This is a genomic window from Desulfovibrio desulfopostgatei, from assembly GCF_053570645.1.
The window spans coordinates 49,309-71,565 of sequence record NZ_JBRBQS010000002.1 but is presented as its reverse complement, the minus strand read 5'-3'; the positions used below and the strand labels follow the sequence as shown (position 1 = coordinate 71,565).

Annotated in this window: 16 protein-coding genes and 1 tRNA gene; 7 read left to right on the top strand and 10 right to left on the bottom strand. The window is 53.4% G+C overall.

Annotated elements, in window-relative coordinates:
• Positions 1 to 163: 163 nt before the first annotated feature.
• From ACUZ9Q_RS00300 to ACUZ9Q_RS00285, 4 genes are all read left to right on the top strand, one after another.
• Positions 164 to 2,005, top strand: a complete 1,842-nt coding sequence (locus ACUZ9Q_RS00300) for a triose-phosphate isomerase (RefSeq protein ID WP_215646917.1) — start codon at positions 164 to 166, stop codon at positions 2,003 to 2,005.
• A gap of 14 nt (positions 2,006 to 2,019) precedes the next feature.
• A complete protein-coding gene (gene icd / locus ACUZ9Q_RS00295; RefSeq protein WP_449247129.1) occupies positions 2,020 to 3,162 on the top strand; it encodes an NADP-dependent isocitrate dehydrogenase in 1,143 nt (380 codons plus the stop codon).
• Positions 3,163 to 3,355: 193 nt separating this feature from the next.
• The gene (locus tag ACUZ9Q_RS00290; protein WP_233483572.1) at positions 3,356 to 4,033 is read left to right on the top strand and encodes a LysE family translocator; all 678 of its coding nucleotides are present in this window, start codon (positions 3,356 to 3,358) and stop codon (positions 4,031 to 4,033) included.
• Positions 4,034 to 4,075: 42 nt separating this feature from the next.
• The gene (locus tag ACUZ9Q_RS00285) at positions 4,076 to 6,367 is read left to right on the top strand and encodes a hydratase (RefSeq protein ID WP_449247128.1); all 2,292 of its coding nucleotides are present in this window, start codon (positions 4,076 to 4,078) and stop codon (positions 6,365 to 6,367) included.
• A gap of 180 nt (positions 6,368 to 6,547) precedes the next feature.
• Here the strand turns inward: ACUZ9Q_RS00285 and ACUZ9Q_RS00280 are convergent, their stop codons facing one another.
• The 8 genes from ACUZ9Q_RS00280 to ACUZ9Q_RS00245 form a co-directional block, all read right to left on the bottom strand.
• Positions 6,548 to 7,225, bottom strand: coding sequence for a tetratricopeptide repeat protein (locus ACUZ9Q_RS00280; RefSeq protein ID WP_449247127.1), 678 nt, complete (start codon positions 7,223 to 7,225; stop codon positions 6,548 to 6,550).
• Positions 7,218 to 7,355 (bottom strand): CcmD family protein, encoded by a 138-nt coding sequence (locus ACUZ9Q_RS00275; protein ID WP_449247126.1) that lies wholly within the window; start codon positions 7,353 to 7,355, stop codon positions 7,218 to 7,220. Before ACUZ9Q_RS00275 ends, ACUZ9Q_RS00280 begins: the two co-directional genes overlap by 8 nt.
• A gap of 45 nt (positions 7,356 to 7,400) precedes the next feature.
• On the bottom strand, positions 7,401 to 8,084 hold the full coding sequence (locus tag ACUZ9Q_RS00270; RefSeq protein ID WP_022659955.1) for a cytochrome c biogenesis protein: 684 nt from the start codon (positions 8,082 to 8,084) through the stop codon (positions 7,401 to 7,403).
• Positions 8,084 to 8,761: a heme exporter protein CcmB gene (locus ACUZ9Q_RS00265; RefSeq protein WP_215646926.1), complete on the bottom strand. Its 678-nt coding sequence runs from the start codon at positions 8,759 to 8,761 to the stop codon at positions 8,084 to 8,086. The genes ACUZ9Q_RS00270 and ACUZ9Q_RS00265 overlap by 1 nt, the downstream gene beginning before the upstream one ends.
• Positions 8,749 to 9,456 carry an ABC transporter ATP-binding protein gene (locus ACUZ9Q_RS00260; RefSeq protein WP_227118424.1) on the bottom strand — a complete coding sequence of 236 codons (708 nt, stop codon included), beginning with the start codon at positions 9,454 to 9,456 and terminating at the stop codon, positions 8,749 to 8,751. The genes ACUZ9Q_RS00265 and ACUZ9Q_RS00260 overlap by 13 nt, the downstream gene beginning before the upstream one ends.
• A 15-nt stretch (positions 9,457 to 9,471) precedes the next feature.
• Entirely contained in the window at positions 9,472 to 11,388 is a 1,917-nt protein-coding gene (locus tag ACUZ9Q_RS00255; RefSeq protein ID WP_449247125.1) for a heme lyase CcmF/NrfE family subunit, read from the bottom strand.
• A gap of 222 nt (positions 11,389 to 11,610) precedes the next feature.
• Positions 11,611 to 12,024, bottom strand: coding sequence for a cytochrome c maturation protein CcmE (locus tag ACUZ9Q_RS00250; protein WP_192113476.1), 414 nt, complete (start codon positions 12,022 to 12,024; stop codon positions 11,611 to 11,613).
• Between the two features lie 498 nt (positions 12,025 to 12,522).
• A complete protein-coding gene (locus ACUZ9Q_RS00245; protein ID WP_215646928.1) occupies positions 12,523 to 13,560 on the bottom strand; it encodes a hemolysin family protein in 1,038 nt (345 codons plus the stop codon).
• A 653-nt stretch (positions 13,561 to 14,213) separates the two neighbouring features.
• On the opposite strand from ACUZ9Q_RS00245, the gene ACUZ9Q_RS00240 reads away from it, so the two are divergent.
• The 3 genes from ACUZ9Q_RS00240 (at position 14,214) to ACUZ9Q_RS00230 (ending at position 20,189) form a co-directional block, all read left to right on the top strand.
• Positions 14,214 to 14,290, top strand: a tRNA-Met gene (locus ACUZ9Q_RS00240).
• A gap of 132 nt (positions 14,291 to 14,422) precedes the next feature.
• Positions 14,423 to 17,224 carry a type I restriction enzyme HsdR N-terminal domain-containing protein gene (locus tag ACUZ9Q_RS00235; RefSeq protein WP_449247124.1) on the top strand — a complete coding sequence of 934 codons (2,802 nt, stop codon included), beginning with the start codon at positions 14,423 to 14,425 and terminating at the stop codon, positions 17,222 to 17,224.
• Between the two features lie 82 nt (positions 17,225 to 17,306).
• Positions 17,307 to 20,189, top strand: coding sequence for a TrlF family AAA-like ATPase (locus ACUZ9Q_RS00230; protein ID WP_449247123.1), 2,883 nt, complete (start codon positions 17,307 to 17,309; stop codon positions 20,187 to 20,189).
• A gap of 96 nt (positions 20,190 to 20,285) precedes the next feature.
• On the opposite strand, the gene ACUZ9Q_RS00225 is transcribed toward ACUZ9Q_RS00230, so the two are convergent.
• Positions 20,286 to 21,884 (bottom strand): relaxase/mobilization nuclease domain-containing protein, encoded by a 1,599-nt coding sequence (locus tag ACUZ9Q_RS00225; protein WP_449247122.1) that lies wholly within the window; start codon positions 21,882 to 21,884, stop codon positions 20,286 to 20,288.
• Entirely contained in the window at positions 21,875 to 22,198 is a 324-nt protein-coding gene (locus ACUZ9Q_RS00220) for a plasmid mobilization protein (protein WP_449247121.1), read from the bottom strand. The genes ACUZ9Q_RS00225 and ACUZ9Q_RS00220 overlap by 10 nt, the downstream gene beginning before the upstream one ends.
• Positions 22,199 to 22,257: the final 59 nt, after the last annotated feature.

The following is a 22,257-nucleotide window of genomic DNA, read 5'->3' as shown; positions in this document are numbered from 1 at the left end:
TCGCGCTTGCAGCCAAAGACATTCCTTTATTTTTGGCCTTCTGGCAAGTGCCGCCGGGGGCGCAGCGCCAGACATACTGGACGCAAGGGCTGTAAACCGCTATATTAGCGGCTTACGGCAACAATTTTTACCACTCGCATAGCGCGAGCAGGGCGGACACCCAATGAGCAACATTATTCACCAAACTGGAGGCAGCCGTACCCTGGTCATGCAGGAGCCGGAAAAACCGCAGCTCTACCGTGAGCTTTTCCCTTACACCAGCGTTTGCCGCACCTCGTTTGACGAGGTTCTGCTGTCCCCCCGGCCGGCAGATCAGATGCGCATTACCGACACGACCTTTCGCGACGGCCAGCAGGCCCGCCCCCCCTATACGGTCAAGCAAGTGGCAAAGATGTTCGATTTTCTGCACCGACTCGGCGGAAAAACCGGACTCATCACGGCTTCGGAATTTTTTCTGTACTCGGCCAAAGACCGCAAGTGCATTGATGTATGCCGCGCCAGAGGCTACCGCTTTCCGCGCGTAACCGCCTGGATACGCGCCACCAAGGACGATCTCAAGCTCGCGCGCGACATGGAATTTGACGAAACCGGCATGCTCACCAGCGTGTCGGACTACCATATTTTTCTCAAGCTGGGCAAAACCCGCCAGCAGGCCATGGACATGTATGTGGGCATGGCCGAGCAGGCGCTGGAATGGGGCATCATCCCCCGCTGCCACTTTGAAGACGTGACCAGAGCCGATATTTACGGCTTCTGCCTGCCCCTGGCCCAGCGGCTCATGGAGCTTTCGCGCGAGAGCGGCATGCCGGTCAAAATCCGTCTGTGCGACACCATGGGTTACGGCGTTCCCTACCCCGGCGCGGCGCTGCCCCGCTCGGTGCAGCGCATTGTGCGCTGCTTTACGGACGAGGCCGGCGTCCCCGGTCAGTGGCTTGAATGGCACGGACACAACGACTTCCACAAGGTGTTGGTCAACGGCGTTACCGCATGGCTCTATGGCTGCGGCGCGGTCAACGGCACTCTGTTCGGCTTTGGCGAGCGCACGGGCAACACCCCGCTGGAAGCCCTGCTGGTGGAATATATTTCGCTTACGGGCGACGATGCCGCCGCAGACACCACAATTCTGAGTGAAGTTGCCGAGTTCTTTGAAAAAGAACTGCACTACCGCATCCCCCACAACTATCCTTTTGTGGGCCGCGATTTCAACGCCACCAGCGCGGGCGTGCACGCCGACGGCCTGGCCAAGAACGAAGAGATATACAATATCTTCGACACCAAGCATCTGCTTGGCCGCCCGGTGCCCATCATCATTACCGACAAAACGGGCCGCGCTGGCGTTGCCTACTGGATCAACGCCAACCTCAATCTGCCCAACGACCAGCAGGTCTCCAAAAAGCACCCTGCCGTGGGCCAGATATACGACGCCATCATGGCCGTGTACGAAGAAACGGGCCGCACCACCAGCTTCTCGCACGAAGAAATGGAAGCTCTGGTGCAGCGCTTCATGCCCGAACTCTTCGCCTCCGAATACGACCACATGAAGCAGCTTGCTGGCGAACTTTCGGCCAACATCATCATCCGCCTTGCCCGCAGCAAGGATCTGCTGGATCTCAACAAGCATGCCTGCGCGCGGCTTGATGAATTTGTACGCGAATATCCCTTTATCCAGTACTGCTACCTCACCGACGATCAGGGCAAGCTGCGCTGCTCGGCCATTACCGACCCGGTGTACCGGGAAACCTACGAGGCACTGCCCATCGGCTACGATTTTTCGGAGCGCGAATGGTTCAAGATGCCCATGAAAACCGGCGACCTGCACATCATGGATGTGTACCAGTCGCACTTCACGAGCAAGCTCATCATCACCGTTTCATGCGCGGTGACTGATGACAAGGACAACATCGTGGGCGTCATTGGCGTGGACATCCAGCTTGAACAGCTTCTCAAACGCGCGCGCGCACTCCAGCAGGAAGTGGCCGCAGCAGACGACAGCGACAACGACTAAGGTAAGGAAATTCCATGAACAAGAGAATCTACTGGATCGAAGGCGACGGCATCGGCCCCGAAATCTGGAAGGCCGCGCGCCCTGTCATTGAAGCTGCCCTTGCTGCCGAAAACACCCGCATCAATCTGGAGTGGACAGAGCTGCTGGCAGGCGACAAGGCTGTGAAAGAAACCGGCTATCCCCTGCCGGAAGAAACCATGCAGACCCTGCGCACCGCAGAACTTGCCATGAAGGGCCCCCTCGGCACCCCCGTGGGCACGGGTATCCGCAGCCTCAACGTGGCCCTGCGCCAGGGGCTTGACCTCTACGCCTGCATCCGCCCGGTGCGTCACTTTGAAGGGCTTGAAACGCCCGTCAAACACCCCGAGCGCGTCAACATGGTCATTTTCCGCGAAAACACCGAAGACGTATACGCCGGTGTGGAATTTGCCGCGGGGACCCCCGAGGCCCGCAAGCTCATCACCTTTTTGCGCGAAGAACTGGGCGTGAACAAAGTGGGCGATGCCGCCGCCGTGGGCATCAAGCCCATGACAGAGGCTGGCTCCAAGCGCCTTGTACGACGCGCCCTGCGCTTTGCCCTGGACCAGAAGCAGCAGAGCCTCACCCTTGTACACAAGGGCAATATCATGAAGTTCACCGAAGGCGCCTTCCGTCAGTGGGGCTACGATGTGGCCGCGCAGGAATTTGGCGACCTGACCTGCACGGAAAAGGAACCCGTGGCTGGCCGTCTGGTGGTCAAAGACCGCATTGCCGACGCCATGTTTCAGGAGGCGCTGCTGCGCCCCGAGCAGTACCAGATTCTCGCCACGCCCAACCTCAACGGCGACTACATCTCTGACGCGCTGGCGGCGCAGGTGGGCGGCCTTGGGCTGGCCCCCGGCGTCAACATGTCGGACACCCTGGCCTTTTACGAAGCCACCCACGGCACTGCCCCCACCATTGCGGGCAAAGACAAGGCCAACCCCGGCAGCGTCATTTTGTGCGGCGCGCTGATGCTTGAACACATCGGCGTGCCCAAGGCAGCCGAGCGCATCCGCAATGCCGTGAGCAAGGCCATTGCCGCCAAGGCCGTGACTGAAGACCTGGCCGCTCAGGTGCCCGGTTCGCGCACTGTGGGCTGCGTGGAATTCGGCGACATCATCGGCGCGAATCTGTAGCATGCGCAGCGCTGGCCCCGACACCCTGCCCGCAACGGCATAGGGTGTGGCGTGGCTGCCGCTGATATGTCTTTAGTAGCAAGAGGAGAAAAGGAGTGTTTTACGGCTCTGCCTGGAGGTCAACCGGCTGAGGGCGCAACCGCAAGGCGCTCCTTTTCTCCCCCCTGCTCTGGCTTGAATGAAGGACTGCACCATGATCTCGCTGGATACTCTGCTGCTTTTTGTGCCCATGGCCGCCATTCTGGTGATGTTGCCGGGGCCGGATTTTGCGCTCATCGCCAAAATTTCACTCATGAATGGGCGTCCACAGGGACAGGCCGCCGCAGTAGGCGTGGCCCTTGGCATCTGCGTGCACACCACGGCGGCCATGCTGGGCATTTCGGCCATCATCGCGCAGTCCGTGCTGTGGTTCAGCATCCTCAAATATGTGGGGGCGGCCTATCTGGTCTGGCTGGGCATTCAGGCCATACGCGCCGGACAACGTGCTGGGCAGCCGTTAAGTGCGGCTGTGGTCAAAACCGCCCAGGAGCCTGATGCGCCCCGCGCGTCGCAGCGCCTGACCTTGCGCCAATGGCTGCACTTCTTCGGCCAGGGATTTCTGACCAACGTGCTGAACCCCAAGGCCGTACTGATTTTTCTGACCTTTCTCCCCCAGTTCATGGATCCCCACGCACCGCTTGCCCCGCAGTTTCTCACCCTGGGCAGCATCATGTCTGGCTTGTGTCTGTTCTGGTATGTACCGCTGGCCTATATGTTGGGCCGCATCCGGCATATCTTTGAGAACAGCCGCTTCCAGAAGTGGATGCAGCGCTGCACGGGCCTTGTGTTCATAGCCTTTGGCCTCAAACTGGCCACGGCGCAAGCTCGCTAACCCGCGTCGCGCCAGCGACCCGCAAACCCCTGAAGGTCTGCCATGATCGAAATAGTGAACAGTTCTGTGGTGATTGACGCCAACGGCATACGCATGGCTGAAGAAGCCCGCGCCAAGGGCGTGGACATTGAATCCGCCCGCAAAAACAGCCTTTCCGCCCGCATTCTGGCGGCGCACAATACCGGCACGGACGACAACGTGCTGCGCATCCGTTTTGATGCCATGGCCTCGCACGACATCACCTATGTTGGTATCGTGCAGACGGCCCGCGCCAGCGGCCTCAAGGAATTTCCCGTCCCTTACGCGCTGACCAACTGCCACAACAGCCTGTGCGCCGTGGGCGGCACCATCAATGAAGACGACCACCTCTTTGGTCTTTCTGCCGCGCGCAAGTACGGCGGCATTTTCGTGCCCCCGCATCTGGCGGTTATCCACCAGTATGTGCGCGAAATGATGACCAGATGCGGCGGCATGATCCTTGGCTCAGACAGCCACACCCGCTACGGGGCGCTGGGCGTCATGGCCATTGGCGAAGGCGGGCCGGAACTGGTCAAGCAGCTGCTTGGCAAAACCTACGATGTGACCAATCCGCAAAAGGTTGTGGTCTGGCTTGAAGGCGCGCCCCGCCCCGGCGTTGGCCCGCAGGACGTGGCCCTTGCCATCATTGGCGCGGTGTTCAAAAACGGCTTTGTGAAGAACAAGGTCATGGAATTCATGGGCCCCGGCGTAGCGGGTCTTTCTGTGGAATACCGCTGCGGCATTGACGTCATGACTACGGAAACCACCTGCCTGTCGTCCATCTGGACCACGGACGAAAAGGTGCGCGACTACATGGCCATGCATGGCCGCGCGGGCGACTACGCCGAACTGCGGCTTGAAGGCCCGGCCTGTTACGATGGCCTTATCCGCGTTGATCTGAGCAGGATTGTGCCCATGATCGCCCTGCCCTTCCACCCCAGCAACGTGTACCCCGTGGCCGAAGTTGCCAAGCACGGGGCCGAACTGCTGGCCGAAGTGGAAGCCGAAGCCCTGCGCCAGTTTGGCGATGCGGCCAAGGGCCTGAACATGCGCGCCAAGGTGCGCGATGGCGGCGTGTGGGTGGATCAGGGCATTATTGCTGGCTGCGCGGGCGGCAATTTTGAAAACATCGCTCTGGCCGCCGCCATTCTGGACGGCAAATCCACGGGCAATCAGGCCTTCAATCTGGCCGTGTACCCCGCCAGCGAACCGCAAGGCCTTGCGCTCGTCAAAAACGGCGCAACCGCCAAGCTCATGCTCGCAGGCGCTGTGATGAAGACGGCCTTCTGCGGCCCCTGTTTCGGCGCGGGCGACACCCCGGCCCACGGCGCGCTTTCCATCCGCCACACCACCCGCAACTTCCCCAACCGCGAAGGCTCCAAGCCTTCCAACGGGCAGGTCTCCACGGTGGCCCTCATGGACGCCCGCTCCATCGCCGCCACTGCGGCCAACGGCGGCCGCCTTACCCCGGCGACCGAGCTTGACTGGTCTGCGCCCGCGCTGGCCAATGTCGATCTTTCCTATACTTTTGAGCCGCTCATCTACCACAGCCGCGTGTACAACGGCTTTGGCAAGGCGGAACCAGAAGCCCAGCTCGTGCGCGGCCCCAACATTGCCGACTGGCCGAGCATGAGCCCTCTGCCAGAACATCTGCTCCTGCAGGTGGTGAGCGTGATCACAGACCCCGTCACCACCACGGACGAGCTGATTCCCTCCGGCGAAACTTCGTCCCTGCGCTCCAACCCGCTCAAACTGGCGGAATACACGCTTTCGCGCAAAGACCCCGGCTATGTGGGCCGCGCCAAGGCTGTGAATGCCATGGAAGCCGCCCGCCTCGCCAATCCCGCCGATGCGGAACTGCTTGCCAAGGCGCGCGGGCTCTTTGCCGTGTGCGGCCTTGATGTATTGCAGGGTGCGGGCGACCTCAAGCAGGTGGGGCTTGGCTCCACCATCTTTGCCGTAAAGCCAGGCGACGGCTCGGCCCGCGAACAGGCGGCCTCCTGCCAGAAGGTGCTGGGCGGCTGGGCCAATATGGCTGTAGAGTACGCCACAAAGCGTTACCGCTCCAACCTTATCAACTGGGGCATGCTGCCCTTTATCGTTGATCCCTCGCTGGCCGACAGCCTGAAAGTCGGCGACTGGCTGGTGGTGCCCAATGTGCGCAGCGCCGTACAGAACGCCGACCCCACCTTCACCGGCTACGTTGCCAGCGAAGGCGGGCAGGCCCAGCAGATCAGCCTCGCACTCAAGGAACTGACCAGCGATGAACGCAAGATCATCCTTGATGGCTGCCTGATCAACTTCTACAACAGCTAAGGAAAGGTTGGGGGTGTTTTGCGGGGGAGGGGCGCTTTAAAAAGAGGCTCCTCCCCCATTCCTCCCCTGAATTTTTTCTTCTGCTATCTGGAGTGGCTAACAAGGCCACTTAAAACAATAAAAGGCCTCTGTGGAGCAGTTCCACAGAGGCCTTTTTAATTTCTGGCTGGCAGAAAAGCCTTACTTGGCGGCTTTCTTGTCTGTCTTTTTGTCAGCTTTCTTATCCGCCTTGGCGTCTGCCTTGGCATCGGGCTTGGCGGCGGCAGGCTGGGCTTCTTCCACAGCGGGGACCTTTTCCAGCTCCTGCTTGATGGCGGCCTTGAGTTCTTCGTTGGCGGTGGCGTCGGTCAACCCCGCGCGCAAATGTTCCGCGCCGCGCTTGGGATCTTCAAGAAAATAGATGTACAGCACGCCGAGGCTGTAGCGCACGGAGGCCTCATCCTTGATCTTCACGACCTGCTCAAGGGCTTCGGCGGCTTCCTTGTGGCGGCCCTGATTGTGCTGGATTACGCCAAGCAAATACAGGGGCTTGGGATTGCTCACGTCCATGGTCACGGCACGCTGGGCAAAGGTTTCTGCCGCGTCCCAGTTCTGCGCGGTCACAAGATGCTCGATCAGGTGAATAAGCGCGCCAAGATCCTGCGGATTTTCCGCCACCTGACGCATGAGCTTGCCCACGGTCTGGGCGTCTTCACCAGCTTCACCCCCGCCCATGCCCTGCTGCTGGCGGGCCGCCACAGTGAGGTGGGGATTCTGGAACCGCGCCTTGAGCGAGGCCCCAAGCATCACAGCCAGCGCAACAGCCAGCGCGATAATAAGGATACGGGCGGAAAGGTTGCCTTTTTTTGTATCAGTCATGGTTGAGCATCTCCATCTGGACAAGGCGCGCGGCCAGTGAACGCTGGCGAGCCGCCAGAAAAGCCATATACGAGCCAATGCCAATCCACACGGCGGCATTGGCCATGATTACCCATGTCAGTGTATCCATAGTTCCTCCGGGTGGAGTGAATGATTTCAGTTACGGGCCGAAATTTCACGCGTTCAGCCGATTTTGCGCCAGCGCGTCAAGCCGGTCGCGCAGGTCAAGCTGGCGCTTGCGCAGCCACACAAGGGCCGCCCACAACAAGCCAAAACAGGCCACGCAGGCAATAACGGTAATACGCATTTCAGGCTCCAGCCCGCCGCCCTTGCTGCCAAAAACAGCCGGATGGATTGACCGCCAGATGCGCGCCGACATAAAGACCAGCGGCACATCCAGAAAGGCCACCACGCCCACCACGGCGCACACCGTATTGCGGCGCTGCGGCGGCAGGTCAAGCCCGCGCAAAACCAGATAGCCCGCATATACGAACCACATGATCAGGGTTGTGGTCAGGCGCGGATCCCACGTCCACCACACGCCCCACGAGCGGCGCGCCCAGAGCATGCCCGTGACCAGCGCAAGGCCGCCCAGCAGCACGCCCACTTCTGCGGCGGCGGCAGCCAGCCTGTCCGCAGCGGGATTACGCCGCCACAGGTAGGCCACAGATGCGCCAAACACCACAAAAAAACTCACCAACGCCCACCACGACATGGGCAGGTGGATGTAAAATATCTTTTGCGCCAGCCCCAGGGTCACTTCCTCGGGGGCATAGGCAAACACAAGCCATTGACAGGCGGCAAAGGCAACGCCCCCCAGCAGGGCCAGAATCTGCGGCAACGCCGAACACTTGGGCATTACTCGTCCCCCGCGTAGATGTATCCAAACAGCAAAAGCCCGGCACCCAGAAAAACGGCGTCAAAGGCTGCGGCAACGCCGAGCCACGCCCCCGGGCCATCCGGGTTGGGCGCGCCGAGCGCCTGCGCCCCCACGCTGATTCCCGCCAGCAAAAGCGGCGTCAGCAGCGGAAACAGCACAATACTCAGCAACGATTCACGGGCAGCCTGCCCCTGCGCCAGCGCCCCCAGCAGGGAGCCAAGAGCGCACATGCCGATATCCGTCAGCACAAGGGCCAGCAGAGCCTCGGGCAATGGCCCGCCAAGCTCCTGCCCCAGAAAAACCACCGCCGCAGGCAGAAAAACAACCTGCGCCAGCACCAGCAGAGCAAGCCCCGCGCAGCCCTTGCCAAGCCATACGGCCTGCACCGGGGCGGGGCAGAGCAAAAGCCCGAGACGGGAATTGTTAACTTCTTCCAGCGCATAGAGCTGGTTGAAAATAAGCACCTGACAAAAGGCGGAGCTTATCCAGAACACAGCCGCAGCGCCTTGAGGAGCCATGCGCTCGCCAATGCCCTGCGACAGGCTGAATACAAAGAGCAGCAAAAGCCCGAGCAGCAAGGCCTGCACCAGCCCGCTGCCGCGCGCCAGCGTCAGGGCCAGATCCTTGCGGGCCATGGCAAACATCAGGCGCAGCATGCGGGGCCTCCCTGCGCGCGTTCAGAAGCCTCTGCGGCAGCGCCTGCCGGTGTTTCCACCGGAGCAAAGCCGCCAAAGCCAGCGGGGGAGCCGTCATAGGCCAGCTTGCGGTGTTCCAGCGCCAGCAGCCTGTCGGCCAGAGGCGCATCGCCCGCCAGATCGTGGCTGATAAGCACCACGCAGGCTCCGCGTTGCCGCGCTGCAAGAATCTCTCGCCGCAGCAGCGCCAGCGAGGCCACATCAAGGCCGGTGCCGGGTTCGTCCAGCAGGAGCACGTCCGGGGCCTGCATGAGCACCCGTGCCAGATTGAGGCGCTGGGCCATGCCGCGCGAGAACACGCCCGCCCGTTCGTGGGCATGGGCTTCCAGCCCCACGCGGGCCAGCCCTGCCATGATGTCGTCACGCGTCAGCTTGAGGCCGTATGCATCGCGCCAGAAGGCCAGATTTTCCACCGCCGTGAGGCCGGGATACAGAAAGGTAGCGTGCCCCAGATAGCCCACGCGGGCCTGATCTGCCACGTTGGCAGCGCCAGCGCTTGGGCGGGAAAGCCCTGCCATAATACGCATGAGGGTACTCTTGCCCGCGCCGTTGCCGCCCACGAGCAGCGAGACACTGCCCGCAGCAAGAGCGCAGCTTACGTCTTTAAAGACGACCTTGACGCCATAGACCTTGGCAACGCGCACAAGTTCCAGCAAGAGGGCCTCCTGCGGCTAGGCCGCGCTGTTCTCGCTGTCCGACTCCGGCGCAGGATTCTTGCGGCGGCGCAGCCCGGCGAGGGGCAGAAGGCACATGATAGTACCGCCGATCCACAGCCAGTTGACCAGCGGCTCCACGCTGACCTTGACCACGACCTTGGAGTTTTCGTCCAGCCCCAGCAGGGAGGCGTAGATTTCGTTGCCAAGGCCGGGGATCACGTCCACTTCGGAGAACTGCATGGTGCCGAACTTGTCGTACAGGCGGCGCTCCGGCGCGACTATGCCGATGGATTTGCCGTCCTTGAAGATTTCCAGCCGCGCGGCGATAAATTCATGGTCAACGCGGCGGCCCTCGCCCAGTTCAAGCAGGGTGGCAGTATAGCTGCCCACGGTGCTGCTTTCGCCCTTGGCGAGGATCATTTCGCGGTCAGTGGTGTACGGGCCTGAAAAGGATATGCCGATGGCGACCAGCGCCATGCCGATGTGCGCGCCCAGCGCCCCGATGGTGACAGGCTGCGAGCGGTTGGCCTTGTCTGCCAGCAGCATGACGGCCCCAAGCACGATAGCCACAGCGGCGGAAGCGCCCAGCAGGGCCGTGGGCTGATGGTAGCCCAGCGCCCAGATAACCCCGGCGCTGACCACAAATGCGCCGATCACGGCAAAAAAGCCCTTTTTGTTGCGCAGGCCCCCGCCCCAGCCAAGCCAGGGGCAGGCCGCCATCATCACCACCAGCAACGCGCCGAGGGGCAGGCACACGCGGTTGTAGAAGCGGGCGTCAAGGCCGCGCGGCGCGGTAGACCACAACTTGCTGATGACAGGCCACATGGTGGCAACCAGAATAATCACGGCAAGCGCCAGCAGCACCCAGGCCACAAGGGTCAGGAAGCCCTCGCGGCTTTCAAGCCCGGCAAGGGGTTTGCCGGTTTTGGGCGTGGCAAAGGGAATCCACAGGGCAATGACAAGGCCGCCCAGCACAAAGATGGTCAGGGGCGTACCCACGCTGCCGTCGCCAAAGGCGTGGACGGAATCAATGACGCCGCTGCGCACGAGGTAGGTGGCAAAAAAGGCCGAAACCGTGGTGAGCACCATCATGGCAACGTTGACGCGCCCAAGCTTGCCCCGGCGGTCTTCAACAATCAGGGTATGCAGCGAGGCCGTGGCGATAAGCCAGGGCACCAGAGATGCGTTTTCGACTGGGTCCCATGCCCAGTAGCCGCCCCAGCCAAGCTCCATGTAGGCCCACCATGCGCCAAGCACGATGCCCGCCGTAAGGAACAGCCACGCCAGAATGATAAAGGGCCGCGAAAGGCGGAACCACGAGCCTTCGCTGCTGCTCTGCCCCGAAAGACACTGGGCCAGCGCCAGACAGGCAGGCACGGCAAAGCCGCCGTAACCAAGGAACAGCAACGGCGGATGAAAGATCATACCGGGATTCTGGAGCAGGGGGTTCAGGCCGTTGCCGTCTGCCGGAACAGGCGATTGCAGCACAAAGGGATTGCTCCAGCTGGTGAGGATGAGGGCAAAAAAGCCCATGATGATGTAAAAAAAGCTCCAGTACCACAGGCGCGTGGGGCGGCTGAGGTTTCTGTAGGCCCGCGTGAGGGCAAAGGCGCTGCCGCTCAGGCCCACAGCCAGCGCCCAGAAGAGCATGGAGCCGGGCTGCCCGGCCCAGAAGGCCGTGAGGCGGTAAAATACGGGCAGTACGCGGTCAGTATAGCTGGCAACGTAGGCCACGCTGAAGTCGTTCCAGAACAGGGCGTGCAGCAGCAGGGCCGAGGCCAGCAAGAGCGCGCCGCTGATAACGAGGTGGGCTTTTTCCACCACGGCGAGGGAGTCTTCCCGGTTTTGCCACAGTTGCAGAAGGGCCAGACCACAGCCGCCAAGTGCGGCCAGCAGGGCCACCAGTTGAAGGGCAAAGGCAAAAACGTACATAAGACTCCTTTATCCCGCTGAGGGGGCGGCCCGCCGCAGGGCGGGGCGTTGCTATCGTTTGGGCATCGGGTGCCCGATTACGGCTCTGCGCACTGAACTGAAACCCGGCCATCTTTGCAGGGAAAGCCCGCGACCGTGGCCCGCATATGGCCCGCAACTATTGACAGGGCGAAGGGCAGTCAGGCCAATCGCACTCGCAAACGGCAATGCCGCTGAGCAGGCTCAGCTATTGCGGTTCTCTTTCTGGTATTTGGAGGGGCATTTGGTCATGAGCGTCTTGGCCTGAAAGCGGCCTTCCGGCCCCATGCCGCCTTCAACAATAACTTCCGCGCCAGCCTTGAAGGTATCCGGCACCGCGCCGGAGTAGCTTATCTGGATGGTCTGGCTGGCGTTGTCCTTGTCTTCAAGGCGAAAATCCACACCGGGCGCGCCCCGGTGCTTCTCAATGCCGTCTTCGGCCACAGTACCAAAAAGCCGCGCAGCCACGAGTTTTTCGGGCGTTGCGGCCTTGGCTTCCGACACGTTCAGAAAATACACGCTGTTTTCAGAAAAGCCGGAATATGCAAGATAGCCCACCCCGCCCAAAAAGAGCAGCAGCGCGGCTATGTAGATGCCAGTGTTTTTTTTGCGGGCCATGCGTTTCTCCTGAAACATTGGGTCATGTTTGGTGCTGCCCGAAAGGGGCCATGACCTTCGGCCTGTTGCGCCGCAGGGGCGCGCAGACCGAACCTGCCGGGCTGGGGCTTTTGCCCTGGGCCGCCCGGCCCTGATTGCTCAAAACCTTACGCTATTTTACACCTGCTGACAAGATAGGAATTATTTTTAATAGAAGTATAACGCAGCTTGGGGCGCGAGTTCTGTGATTGCGGTCACACTTGCTGCAAGCTTTGTGTGCGGGCGCACATAACTGCATCAGCAGACAAGCACGAGCGGCATCCGCACAAGCGCACGCATAAGCACACAGGCAAGGCAGAATGTGGCCTGCGTCTTATCATACTACTGCAATAAGATTTATGCCGCAAGGGATAATACAATTATTCCTCGCTGCCCAAGCCGCTTCAGATGGCGCGAAAATGCGGCACGCCGATTTTGCAAGCCGGACATGGCGGGCGCAGCACAGGACAAGGCAGCAGATCAGCCCTGACGGTTGACGCTCAGTTCGCGCCGCCGTTGACGCGCAAGCGCGCGCAGATCATCCACATTATCGCTTTCGTCCACAATTTCGCTGCCGAGGATTTCTTCCAGCACGTCTTCCAGCGACACCACGCCAGCAAGCCCTCCGTATTCATCCAGCACCACAAAAAGATGCACGCGGGCCTTGAGCAGATCGTGCAGTAGCACGTCAAGCGTCTGGTTCTCAAGGATAAAGTGCGCCGGCCTCATGATCTTGCTGAGGGTCACATCTTTGCGGCCCTCGTTGATGCAGCGGCCCAGGGTGCGGCGCTCCACCACGCCCACGATGTCTTCGTTATTGTCGCCGTACACGGGTATGCGGCTGAAATGCCAGGTGCGCTGGTCTGTGTAGGCCTGCTCCACGGTGAGGTCGTCCGGCAGCTCAAAAACCACCGTGCGGGGGGTCATGATCTCGCGCACACGCTTTTGGTCCAGCGCCAGCACGTTGCGGATAAAGGCTTCTTCATAGGGTTTGATGCGCCCCGCCTGACGCGAAAGACTGGTGACGGCGCGGATGTCGTCCTCAGAAATGACCGGGCCAGCAGGCGGCGGGGACACAAGGCGGGTTATCATGCTCGTAACCCACAGCAGGGGCGACATGAGCTTGACCATGATGGCAAGCGGGCGGGCGAGCATTACGCCGAGCGGCTCCGCCTTGGTCACGCCCAGATTCTTGGGCAGGATTTCGCCCATTGTCAGAATCAGCACCGTAAAGCCCACGGCAAAAATCGACATGTATTCCGGCCCGTACACGGCCAGAAAGGCCGCGCCCGCCACCGTGGCCCCGGCGGTGTTGGCAATGGTGTTGAGCGTAAGGATGGCGGCAATGGGTTTATCCACCTGGGTGCGCAGGGCATACAGCAGCTCGCCGGACTTGCTGCCGGACTTGCGCAGTCGCTCGATGGTTGACCACGAAAGGGAGTACAGCACCGTCTCAAGCAGCGAACAGGTAAAGGAAACGGCAACAGCAATGACAACGGCCAGAACAAGGGTGAGCATGGCGAAACATCCGAAGGATTTGATGCGGCGGGTCGCCCTGCAAAACGCAAGGCGGCGCTGACAGCCGAAGTTTAGCCCCGCGCGGGCCTGTTTGCAATCACCGGGGCGTTGCGCGAGGGGCGGATGGTGGATGGACAGCTATGGAGGGAGCGATAAATTCAAACCGAAGGCAGGAACTACAGGGCAGCGCTGGATATTAATAGGGAAGGCTAAAATTTGAGCTGAGGCAAATTGCGGAGGCAAAAGAGCCAACACTAACAAATAACACTATAAAATGAGCACGCTACGACCCACATTTAATATGTTTCTACTATGATTAACGTAAAAAGAGTTAAATTCGACAAGATAAATGGCCACATGCGTATTTACCAGAAATAGAATTAAGCGTACTATATATTTCAGCAGATTAAAGCTGCAAATTCTGCGCGGAAGAAAGCTACAATAGGGATGCGGAAGGCACAAACGATGCTGCCCACGCAAAACAAAAATAATTTCGTCATGCACAAAAGGCGCAAAACAGCGCCTAATGCGGATTTAAGGCAAGGACAAACGGATATGAACGCGGCAGACCAAAAGAATTTTACAAATTTTCTTGACAGTCAGAGGCCAAGCGCTTACATATCTGTTCTCGCAGCGAGAAACGCTGCACGTGTCGCGGGGTGGAGCAGCTCGGTAGCTCGTCGGGCTCATAACCCGAAGGTCGTAGGTTCAAATCCTGCCCCCGCAACCAGATAATTCAAGCCCTTACGGAGACGAGCCGTAAGGGCTTTTTTATTTGTCCTACCCTATTCCTACCCTCCCTCACTATAAGAAAAAAGTTGATTTAAGATACCACCATAAGCACATCGAAGGTGGATCAAATATGTTTTGGGAAACTGTCAGCTCAACGCCAAAGCTAACAAATGAAGCCAGCGTCGAACAGCACGTCGCTTATCCTCTATTGCGCGTTCTCGGCTTTGAAGAATCGGACATCAAGGCTAAACACCCCATCGAATTCCAAGAAGGACGGAAGAAAAGGGGGAGAAAGCATGAGGCAGACTATGTTGCATTCTATGGCCCTGATACAAATGCCTCCACCTCTTTGATTGTAGTTGAAGCAAAATCGCCCAAAGAAGAGCTCGATGATGCTTTGCCACAAGCAGAAACATATGCACGTATTTTACGCGCACCTTATATTATCCTTACAAATGGAATAAAACTTCAAATTTGGCAGCGCCAACCCGCAGACATCAGTACATTGGTTATCGAATGCTTTGTAACAGATGTAGGCCAAAAAAGAAGCCTCATAGAAAAGGTACTTTCCAAAGAATCTGCCTGGAAATTTTGCGTAAACAGCAAAATAAAGAATCCAATTTCTACAAACTATGATGTGGATGATTATATTTTACATGAAAACATACGAAACACGTCTGATAAATTCTACACCGAAAGAAGGCTAACTAGTGATGAGGACCATAAAAGCTTCACACAGTCAGCCAAACTTCTTAATGAATTCACCAAAGGAGCAATTATAATTGCCCCTTCTGGATATGGCAAAACTTCATTAGCCAAGAGCCTCTACAGCAAGGCGATAAATAGCCACAAATCAGGCCATTATAAAAAAATTCCAATCGAAATTTCAATACGCGACGTAATTAATACCAACGAGCGCATGACAGACTTCATATTTTCGCGCTTAAGTTCGCACTGCCCACATATAACAAAGTCTCAATTTCTCAGCATCCTACTCACTCAAGGACTATTACTAATATGTGACGACTTCGACACAACCGATATTACCAAAAAAAATTTTCTCGAAACTGAATTCAATAACATTATCCGAGATTACCCCCATTCTCAAATATTTATCTTTTCACGTATTACCTCTAACATTAACCTTCCTAGATTGTATCTTCAGCCGCTGAATGACACCGAGAGATGTGCACTATGTGAACTTTATGGAAATTCAAATGGATTACAAAAATATTTCTACCACAACATGCCTGAACCGCTTCAAGTTCTCTGTGGAACACCTTTAATATTACGCCTATCATTAGAACACTATAAAAAACATCATGAATACCCAACTAGAATTGAAGAGTTGTTTATTTCCTGGACAGACAGCCTTTTACATTCAAGATTTGAAAGAATTACAAATGTAATCACAAAAGAAAAAGCCCTAATACTCCTATCGGTTAATTCAGTAGATTATAAGATTGATAGAAAAAAGTTTTTATCAATTCTTATGACAGAAAATATTGCGATACAAATTTTTGATGAATTAATAACGGATGGAGTAATCATACAAACAAATACATTATTACATCTTCAGCATGATGCGTTAGTAGACTATTTTAAAGCAAAAAACATAGCAGACAACAACGAAACATATATTTCAAAAGATCTACAAGTCGCCGCCGTCAATGATGACTCTTTTTTTGTTGTAATCTTGATGTCTCTGCTTAAAACAAGAGAAGCACAGCTAGCCCTATGGGAACAATTTAAATCTCTAGGCATAAAGTCGTATATCAATACCCTACGGTACAGATTCGATACGACAAAAAACGCTTTAATTAATGATGATGATCATTCAAATTTGTATCTAGACGATATATATAAAGGAATAACATCACCTCTAAAATTCTTCTTTGATCCTATTAAACATATTATTCTTGAATCCCTTTGCGAAGAACCAGCTTCAGATATTACTATTTCTGGCGCATTATACAAAAACACATCTGAACTATTCTACTCTATACACCCTAAGGAAGACAATAATGCAAGCAATATACAATTAACCTCTCCACAATTCACAAAAAATTATGTAAATCTATTACGTTCAAGACTCAGATTAGATAGTGGAAGAATTTTAGGATTCGACCTTCTTCGCAAGCACCTTATCAAAGCTATCTCAAGGAGATCTTTAATCGGCGGGTCACACCTTGCTAATGAACGTCTCATCAGCAGAATACGGTTTTTAAGCAACATCTATAGAATACAAATTTCTCCACATCACAACTTTACACAATTAAAGAGAACCCTACATAAATATAAACGTAAACATGCCTACCTCACGCCGAGTAAGTATCTATTTTCGATCACAGAAATGCTAGAAGATATTTCAATTTTAGAGGCATCGGGGAAGACAACACCCAACATTTGGTGGCGTGACATTGTACCGGATACAGATACATACAGTTCGCAACCAGACAATATTTCTTTATTTATCAGCGAATTCTATAATAGAGTTCAACTTCTATTTAAAGAGATTATAGAAACAAGTTTTATATTAGTAAAAAAAGAAATCGACCTTTATAACCAGCTACCATTACGGTTTTCAGTCTATCTTTCCCCAGCAAACAACAAACAGCGCTTTCACTACTACTGCAAACCTGTCTTTACCTGGAATGAAGCTGGCGCCGATGTTGAGTTTACCGACACCCCTCCTCCAATAGATATATCACTATGTGATGATATTATAAGCCAGCTACACAAATTCAATCGCCCCACCAGAAATTTCTACTGGCACGGTTTCAAGAGTCCGCCCAATTTTGATACACAGGGACACATAGGCTCAATCTCTGGAGAAACACCCGTCCTTCATGAAGCCTTCTCCTGGGTCAACACTTCTATTAAACACTTACTCTCAGGTTTTTCTGGACGAGATTATGGGATACCAGACTGAGATTACTCCCTACGATTAGCTAGGACGATATACCTAGCTAATCGTAGCTCATCGCATATAAAATACACAGGACTTGACCGAAATGAAAAATTGTAAAATGGGTTCTACATGGAAAAAATGCGATTTACATTTTCACACTCCAATTTCATTTGACCATCAATATCGTGCTCAATCTCCAGAAGAAACAATCCAAAAACTTACCTCTGAGGGCATCTCTCTTGTTGCCATCACCGATCACTATTTTATTGATGCAGAATACATTCAATCTCTGCGGGAAGCATCAAATGGCACAATAACTTTTTTGCCGGGTGTTGAAGTCCGAACAGACTTGGGCGACGACGCAGTACACATGATTGGAATATTTTCAGAGGAACTTGATATAAAAAGATTGAGCAATGAGCTGTGCGGGCTAACCGAAATTTACAAAGAAGACCTCAAGGATAAACGTAAATTAGAGAGTAGCTATACTAAGCATGAAGCATTCATCGAATTTATCAGAAGCAAGCGTGGATTACTTTCAATTCATGCAGGCTGCGGTAGAAGCGGCTCGTTCGAGACAATTGGAAATAAGGATTGGTGCCAGCGCGCTTTCAAAACTGAATTTCTAAAAACAAATGTCAACTTGCTCGATGTAACAAAGGATAAACATGTCACGGACTATAAGACCATTGTCTTCCCCACAACTGGCTTGTGCCACCCCTTAGTCTCGGGCTCTGACAATCATGATATCCGATCTTATACACTAAGACTGCCCTGCTGGATGAAATGCGACTCAACCTTCAAGGGACTCTTACAAGTCATCAGCGAACCAGAGGAACGAGTTTACTTGGGGGAGCTGCCGCCTGCACTTCAACGTACTCAGGCGTTCCCAACGTGCTATATCCAATCTGTGACAATTGAAAAAAATACAGATTCAAACTTGGCACAAAAATGGTTTAACAAATGTTCCCTTGAGCTCAATCCAGGCCTTGTCTCTATAATCGGTAACAAAGGAAACGGCAAAAGCGCACTCGCGGACATTCTAGCATTACTTGGCAATAGTCACCACAAGGAAGAAGACTTCAGCTTTCTTAATAAACAAAAATTTCGTCATAAAAAAAATGGAAAGGCTGCTCACTTTCACGCGCAGTTAACTTGGCTTTCTGGAGAAAAATCTGAATCTATTAACCTCGCGAAAGACGTAAATTTTTTAGATTCTGAACGTGTAAAATATATACCACAAAGTTTTTTGGAAGAATTATGCAATGAATATGATGGCAAAGAAAGATTTCAAAATGAACTTCAAAAAGTAATTTATTCCCATATTCCTGACGATGAGAAACTTGGCACAAATACATTAGATGGCCTTGTTAGTTATGTTGCGAACGAAACTCTCGACGCAATACATGAGATCAAAAATCGCCTCAGCAAGGTGAACAAAAATATTTCAACTTTTGAACAAGAGATATCTACTTCAAATCAGATCCGGCTCAACAATTCTTTTGATTTAAAGGTCAATGAATATCTTGTGCTTCTATCAAAAAAACCCCCTTTCATCTCAAATCCAAGTAAAAACGTTGAAAGCAAAAATTTTGTGTCAGACATTTCGGAAAAAATCGAACGCACAAAGGCTGAAGTTCAAGTATTAACGCATCAAGACTCCGATAATAAAAATAAATTGCGCTTATGTAAAATCAGATTAGCAAAGCTTCAGAAATTACAAGAAAGACTTACCAATTTTAAGATTCGATTTGATAGCTTTAAATCAGAATCTCCAGAGTTTTCTGAACTTGAGTTAAACATTGATGACATTATAACGTTAAAAATTGATGACACACCTATAAAACAATTAACAACAATTGAAATAAAAAATGAACAATATTTAAAAGACAGTACAGATATAAACATTGTTGGATCAACTGCACATCAGCTTTTATTAAAGACTGAAGAGTTAAAAAATCTCATTAATAAATTGAGTGAACCTGATCGTATTTATCAAAACTACATCAACGACAGGCTAGAATGGAAAAATCAAATAAAAAGTATAGTTGGAGACAAGAAAACTCCAGAGACTCTCAGGTTTATTCACTGCAAAATTAAGAATTTAGCTACTACTCCGGACAAATTAAAGGACTTATTTGAACAGAGAAAAAAGATTTCGGAAGAAATTTTTTCTAAAAAAGCATCATTACGTGATAAATATGCACGGTACTATTCTGCCGTTGAGTCCTTCATAAAAAAACATCAACTAGCTCAGCAACAACAATTCAAGCTCGAGTTTACTGTCTCAATAGCAGATCAAGGCTGCTCTGAACGATTTTTGGCAATGATCGACCAGGGAAGAGCTGGATCCTTTTATGGAAAAGAAGCGGGGAGAAACAAGCTTGAGGATGCAATCATCAAAATAGATTTTAATGCTGCGGAACAAGCAATCAGCTTTGCTGAAGAAGTAACGCGTCTTCTCAAAATTGATATTCGCTCCAATGTCCCGCAAGATGATGTGAGTAGCCAGCTAGTCAAGGGCATTAGCATCTCTGAAGTCTATGATTACATATTTTCTTTTGACTACCTTCAACCAATCTACAATTTGAGTTGGGCAGGAAAAGAATTAGAGCAATTATCCCCTGGTGAAAGAGGCAATTTACTCTTAATTTTTTATCTCCTCATTGATCAAGAGCAAATTCCACTCATACTTGATCAACCTGAAGACAATCTCGATAACCATACAATTTATAAAAACCTCGTCCCATGCATTAGAGACGCGAAAAATAGACGACAGATAATCATGGTTACACATAACCCGAATTTGGCTGTTGTGTGCGATTCTGAACAAATTATTTATGCAGAAATAAAAAAGGAAGTTGATTCCGAAGTAATTTTTACATGTGGGGCGATTGAAAACCCTGAGATAAACAAGCATGTTGTAGATGTACTGGAAGGAACTCGCCCTGCATTCGATAAAAGAGATTCAAAGTACCTTTCCTAACGGGCAGGACGCCTTGAGTTGATTAACCGTTAGACTTGCACTAAAATTTTATTAAATTCGGGAGACTCTCATTATATCCTGATTCTTCAATCATCTCTATATGCCAAGAGACTGACCGCCATGAACAACAAATTTTTCATCTTTGCCCTGGAGTATACGACGATTTTCAACCTCCTTCATTTGTTTTCGTCGTGCAAGCAGGCTGTCAATTTGGGCAATAATTTTTCCAGAGAGCTGGATAAGTCGTTCAAGCGCTTCATGCAATAATCGTATTCTTTCTGCTTCTCTCGAACCGATTGCATCTCTGTTTGAAGCTGTTCCAATCGCTGCCCCTGCTGACGCATTGACTTGTGATTTTCCGTTTCCCAACGTGCCAAGGCTTCTTTCAGGATAGCTTGTAGTTCGGTCATGATTCACTCCACCTTGATTGCGGTTTGCTTTCCCATCGTCCAGCCAGTGCTGGCTTTGCTGCCCAGTGGCAGGACAATGAACCGTCCATTCTGATCGCTGTGCAGGGTTAACCCCCAAGATTTGTTCTGCATGGCTGCCAGTGTTCCCATCACTTCCTTCTTTTCCTGGTCTAACGAACTGATCTCTTGGCGAAGCTGCTTCACTTCGCGAGCGAGATACGAAGTCAAAACCCAACTGCCGCCAGTGACTCCAATCAATAAGGCAAGGCCCAACAGCAGATGGCAAAGCCATCCTTTGAGCATTGCCCATCCCAGTAGATGATAGCGCCCTTCCATTAGGAATAAATCTTTGTTCATCTTTTCTGATAACGCTTGGCAATGGTCGGTAATAGCGTTCTCCGTTGTAGCCAGCGCGGCGCTCGCATACTCGCTCAAGCTGGCTTGCAAGCTCTGCAAGGTCTGGGTTGTAAGCCGCTCCAGTTCTTCCTTCTCTTGTTCCAGCCTTTTCTGAGCACGATGGTTCAATTCGCCAATCTGCATGATAAATCCCCCCTCTCAACCGCACACGTTGCCCCGATTCAGGATTTTCTACCGTGATATAATCTTTCCCTTGCCTGGGAACGGTCAAACCAAGTTCCTGAATTGCAGTAATGCACTCGGAGCGAGAGGTGACGGAACCGTGCTCAATTCGAGCAATCAGATAGTCGGTCAGCGTATCCCGAATGCTGCACCTTTCATCTTTCTTGGATAAATCCTTGCCCCACCTTTTGAGTCGCGCATACGTTATATCCGCATGGTCAGGAGTTCTCACACGCGCTCGTTCCGGGTCATCAGGACGTGTCCAGCCTTCCCGCCAGTTATACAAATCGCGAAGAACATCAAAATCCTTTTGCCAACCTGGAGGAAAAGCGTTTAGCGCCTTGCCTGTACTCAACTCCATGCGTGGTGTTACAAAGTGAAGTTCATGATGGCCAGCGTGGCTGTGCCGAACCCAAAGAATGCTGAACTGATCGGGTTCAAGCCCTGCAAATGCCGTGTTTTCAAAATCATCCATCAGACGGCTTTCCTGTTCTGGCGTAACCGCATCCTCCGGCCCCCAGGACAGCACTCCCGCAGAAAATTTCCATTGCCTGTCTTGTGAATCAATCAAGGCGCGGGTCAAAGCTGGATCTCCACGCAATACTTCCGGCGGGCATTCCTTGCGACCGGGATAGTCGAGCCGCAATAGATAGTTGATAGCTGCGCCCCCGGCTCCTTTTCCATGCGGGAACAGTTTTATGTACATGACGTATCCTCGCGAGGGCGCTCATCGGCCTGAGTAAAGGCAAGCCAAAGTGCCTCCAATCGCAACACAACCTCCACCGTGGCGATATGCCCCTTATGAATATTCGCCCACCTAGCTAGTTGGTTGATGTTGTTCCCGGCTTGGCCCAACAGCCGCAGGCGTTCCTTCTCTTCTGGCGTTTGCCGCAAACGGCAATTCAGCATGCGCTGGCGAACTAGATCAGAAAGTGTACACCCGCATGCAAGCGCCTTGTCCTCCATGATGGCTTTTTCCTCTTCCGTCACGCGCACCTTAATGACTGCATTACGAGGCATAGGCACTTCCTTGTTGTAGGCGTTTATGCTTTGCAGGGATCGAAGGGCGGCACGCCCTC